The organism is Hydrocoleum sp. CS-953 (assembly GCF_002260545.1).
Lineage (GTDB): Bacteria > Cyanobacteriota > Cyanobacteriia > Cyanobacteriales > Microcoleaceae > Trichodesmium.
In genome coordinates this window covers 1-4584 of sequence record NZ_LGSU01000771.1, presented here as the reverse complement: position 1 = coordinate 4584, position 4584 = coordinate 1, and the positions used below count along the sequence as shown (strand labels likewise).

At 35.6% G+C, this 4584-nt stretch carries 3 protein-coding genes and 1 pseudogene; 3 read left to right on the top strand and 1 reads right to left on the bottom strand.

Annotated features, from left to right (window positions below; translation table 11 throughout):
• From AFK68_RS09435 to AFK68_RS38530, 3 genes and pseudogenes are all read left to right on the top strand, one after another.
• Positions 1–1005 (top strand): PHP domain-containing protein (locus AFK68_RS09435; protein WP_371357303.1); only part of this gene is annotated, 1005 nt, incomplete at its 5' end.
• Between the two features lie 282 nt (positions 1006–1287).
• Positions 1288–2075: pseudogene (locus AFK68_RS44680) on the top strand (alpha/beta hydrolase fold domain-containing protein); the annotation flags it as partial.
• Between the two features lies 1 nt (position 2076).
• On the top strand, positions 2077–2445 hold a 369-nt coding region (locus tag AFK68_RS38530), incomplete at its 5' end, for a prolyl oligopeptidase family serine peptidase (protein WP_210407322.1).
• A gap of 386 nt (positions 2446–2831) precedes the next feature.
• Here AFK68_RS38530 and AFK68_RS09425 read toward each other — a convergent pair.
• Positions 2832–4421: a hypothetical protein gene (locus AFK68_RS09425; RefSeq protein ID WP_094672492.1), complete on the bottom strand. Its 1590-nt coding sequence runs from the start codon at positions 4419–4421 to the stop codon at positions 2832–2834.
• Positions 4422–4584: the final 163 nt, after the last annotated feature.

Genomic DNA, 4584 nt, shown 5'->3' with positions numbered 1-4584 from the left:
CCCTTCCTCTCCCCCCTTACCCCACGAGTGAAAGGGGGGAAGAGGGAAGGGGGAGAAATACTCCCCTCTCCTACAAGGAGAGAGGTCGGGGGAGAGGTCTTCGGTGGTTGCTCGCTCCTTACCGACATTAAGTCTAGACGTGCTACTACAATTATTAAAACGATTAATTTGATGGTAAAAAAACTTATGTTAGAACTCCACTGTCACACTACTTACTCCGACGGAACCCTAACTCCTACAGACTTGGTTAGAAAAGCAGCAAGTTGCGGGGTGCAAGCATTAGCCATAACCGATCACGATACATTATCTGGTTGTGATGAAGCAATTAATATCGCTTCTGACTACAACATAGAAATAATACCTGGTTTAGAATTAAGTACAGTTCATAATAATTGTTCTCTTCATATTCTGGGGTTTTATCCAGATGCTAATAAGTTACTCCCACCGTTGAAAGAGCGCATTGCTGGTAGACATCGACGCGCCCAGTTGATGGCAGAAAACTTAGCTGAGTTAGGATATCCTATCGAGTTGCCAAAAATGGAGGGGGGAGTAGCACCAGGAAGACCACATATTGCGATGGCTTTGGTTAAAGCGGGTTATGTGCGATCGCCTCAAGAAGCTTTTGAACGTTGGTTAGGGGATGATAAACCTGCTTATGTTCATTATGAGAAGTTTTCTATAGTTGAAGGTATTAGTTTACTGCGTAGTTGTGGAGCGGTTGCCGTTTGGGCGCATCCCTATCTTTTCCGTGGGGGAAAGGTGGAAGAGGTATTACCCGAAATGGTAGAAGCGGGTTTGATGGGATTAGAAGTTTTTCATCCCTGTCACTCTCCGACTAAAGTACAAAATTTAAAAGAGTTGTGTAAAAATTATGGGTTATTGATGACTGGTGGGAGTGACTATCACGGACCAAATAGTCAGGGAAAAGAGGAAACTACTTTAAATATGCTGAATTTACCAATGGAGTTGCTTGCACCGATAAAGCAAGCTGCTTTCAGAAGTTAGAACTCAGAAGTCAGAAGTTAGAAGTTTAGAATTAGGTTTGCACTCAAGTGATTAATGTTTATTCTAATCAGGACTTACATATAAACCTTATATCTAGTAGGGGCGATTTCCTACGGAATGCTCCGCAAAGGCAAATCGCCCCTACAGATGCTGTATAATTCTAAATTATTTGTAAGTCCTGAATATCTTAACAACTTTTGAATTTTTGAGTTCTAGTTAAGCTATAGACTTAATTTTTGCTGCCTATTCCCTATTCCCTATTCCCTTTTCCCTTTTCCAAGTATGAGTTATTCAAAAAAAATCAAAAATATTATTTCCAAATTTTTGTGGCTAGTCTTGACATTATTAATTACAAGTTGTCAGACAAAGCCTATAGAAGTTAAAGTTTTACAAAATCTGGTTTATGGAAATTATAACTTTCAAAATCAGGAAAAATCACTGCTTTTAGATTTATATTTACCAGAGAAAAAACCAGATAAACCTTTACCTCTATTAATCTATATTCATGGCGGAGGTTGGCTAGGCGGAACAAAAGAATATTGCCCTGGTAAAATTGTCGTGCAAAGAAATTATGCTATGGCTTGTATTAGTTATAGATTTAGTAATGAAGCTCTATTTCCTGCCCAAATTCAGGATGTTAAAAATGCAGTGCGTTGGTTGCGAAAAAATGCAGATAAATATGATTTAGACACCAATAATTTTGGTGTTTGGGGACCTTCTGCTGGGGGGCATTTAAGTGCTTTATTAGGAACATCAGCAGGGGTAAAAGAATTGTCAGAAACAGATAATAATCAAGAAATATCTAGTGCGGTACAAGCTGTTTGTGCATGGTATCCACTTACAGATTTTACAAAGGTTCCTCCCACTTTTGAAGAACCTATTACTGCTGCTGTTGAGGAAAAGTACAAAGACAAAGAATGGTATGCTTATACCCTAGTAACCCATAAATTATTAGGAGGACCTGTATCACAGAAATTAGAATTATCAGCTCTGGCTAATCCTATTACTCATATTGATGCTCAAGACCCACCTTTTCTAATTATGCACGGAGAAAAAGATAAAGTTATACCNACTTTTGAAGAACCTATTACTGCTGCTGTTGAGGAAAAGTACAAAGACAAAGAATGGTATGCTTATACCCTAGTAACCCATAAATTATTAGGAGGACCTGTATCACAGAAATTAGAATTATCAGCTCTGGCTAATCCTATTACTCATATTGATGCTCAAGACCCACCTTTTCTAATTATGCACGGAGAAAAAGATAAAGTTATACCAATAAGCCAAAGTGTTTTATTAGCAGATGCTTTATCAGAAAAAGGTGTAGAAGTTGAGTTAGTTAGAAAACCTGACTGGGGACATTATCATGGTAGGGGGGTAGCTTTTGATCCTGGTTTGATGGATATGGCAATAGATTTTTTTGATAAACATTTGAAGTAAGAAAGAAAATAAGCTCAGGATCTCAAAGACATAACAAACTATATTGTTTCTACTCTACTCTTTGTGGTTTTTCCACAAAAAAACTATCTGCAAATAATTGTGGTTCTTTAAAGCTTTTATAGCTTACCAAAAGCAATATCTAATAGCTGGGGGCTGAATACTTACAGTCAAAATTTACGTTTAAAATTTACGTTCAATTCTCAATGGTTGACCGGGAGAAAGTTTTTTAATTTCAGTTGTTAAATCATGCCAAGGTTGTAATTGATTAATTTGAAAAGTGCGACTCATTACTACATAAATAGAAGTTTGGTCACAACCNCTTTTATAGCTTACCAAAAGCAATATCTAATAGCTGGGGGCTGAATACTTACAGTCAAAATTTACGTTTAAAATTTACGTTCAATTCTCAATGGTTGACCGGGAGAAAGTTTTTTAATTTCAGTTGTTAAATCATGCCAAGGTTGTAATTGATTAATTTGAAAAGTGCGACTCATTACTACATAAATAGAAGTTTGGTCACAACCAATACCTGCATTAATTACATCCAACCAAGACTTAGAAAAAAGTTCATCTGTAATATGCCAACTTCCATCTTCATATTTAAAATTGCGCTTGAAATGAAAAGGTGTATCTTGCTTACCAGTAATCAGAATTTTTTGTAATATTTTTCTAATTAAATTTGGGGAAAAACGCCCAAAAGTTAACATGACTAACCTGAGAATTATTAATTTCAGAGGTGACATTTGAGTTTGTTTTGCCCAACCCATATTACCTGAAATAGTCAACTCCTCCTGAGATATTTTCACATCATAATTACCGCTCAAATGACTAACAGCATTTAAAACTTTTTTCCCTTTTCTAACTTGCAGGGATAAATTAGTATCAGAAGCAACTAATTTTTGGTTACGAAATAACTTAAAAACACCACCTTTATTCAGACTCACATATAATTCTGTTCCTGGTCGTCGTTTAATCAAAATTTGAGCTTCTTTTAACCAAATACTAGCAACATCACGATTGATATCAACAGGTCTTTCAATAACAAAATCTCGCCATGCTAACAAATAATTCCAGGTATGATGACCAATAATATGATCGTCTGCATAACAAGGAGCTAAACCATTTTTTAAACCCATTAAAAATTGGTCGTTAATCGACAAAGCAGCAGGCAACCATTTACCAACTAATTCAAATCCGTGAGGAAAAAAGTTATAGGTATTACGACTAGCATATTCTCCACCAAAAGAACCATCAGGATGAATAAATTGGGTAGCTAATTCGACTGCTTTAGTAATAATATATTTTAATTTTTCACTCTTGTTTAATTCATAAATTCTGGCTAAACAAGATATTGTCAGAGTATGATAACCAGGGTCAAAACCAGAATATTCTGTAAACCATCCTTCCTGACTCTGCCAACTTAATAATCTTGACAAACGATTTGTTTTTGCTGTATCCCATTTAGAAGTTTCTAATAATCTACTTAGTAATTCCAAAGATAAAACAATTAATGCTTCATGGTTAGCCAATTTGCCACTTTCATAATGATGAACTAACCAATCTGCTCGTTTCTCAAAAAAACTGAGGATTTCATAGTTATTTAATCCTAATATTTGATAACTTTCAATACTAGCTAATAAAGAAAAAGCTGTTGCTCCACTTGCTCTTTCAAATGGGAAATAATCATCACTAGAACCGTCAGGATGAGCAGTATGGGCAGCATATAAAATTCCTGCTTCTACCCATTTATGTATCATTTCCTGGAGATAATATGGATTATTAGGAATTTCTAAACTATAAGCTAAGGCTAAAGGTAAGACAAATTCTTGAGCCATACCACTTGGAAAGTCTATAATTTTATAATGCCAAAAATTGCGGTCGAAACAGCCGTAGGTGGGGCTATGTAAATTGCGGTCGAGCAATGTCAAAATTTTTGGTATTTGAGCTAATGCTTCTTCAGCAAATAGGTCTCTCATCTGAATTTTTTCGGTCTTAGCTTTGTCATTTTTACTGGAGGATAAATGAGATTCTATATCTGATAAATCAGTTTGATTGGTAGTTATAGGTGGCTCAGGATTTTGCATATCTTTTTTAGGGAGTAGGGATTAGTTATAAGTTAGGAGCAATAGTATATTTTTT

Coding starts and splice junctions, on each gene's coding strand:
- AFK68_RS09425 (WP_094672492.1), bottom strand. CDS start 4,421: ATGAGAGACCTATTTGCTGAAGAAGCATTAGCTCAAATACCAAAAATT.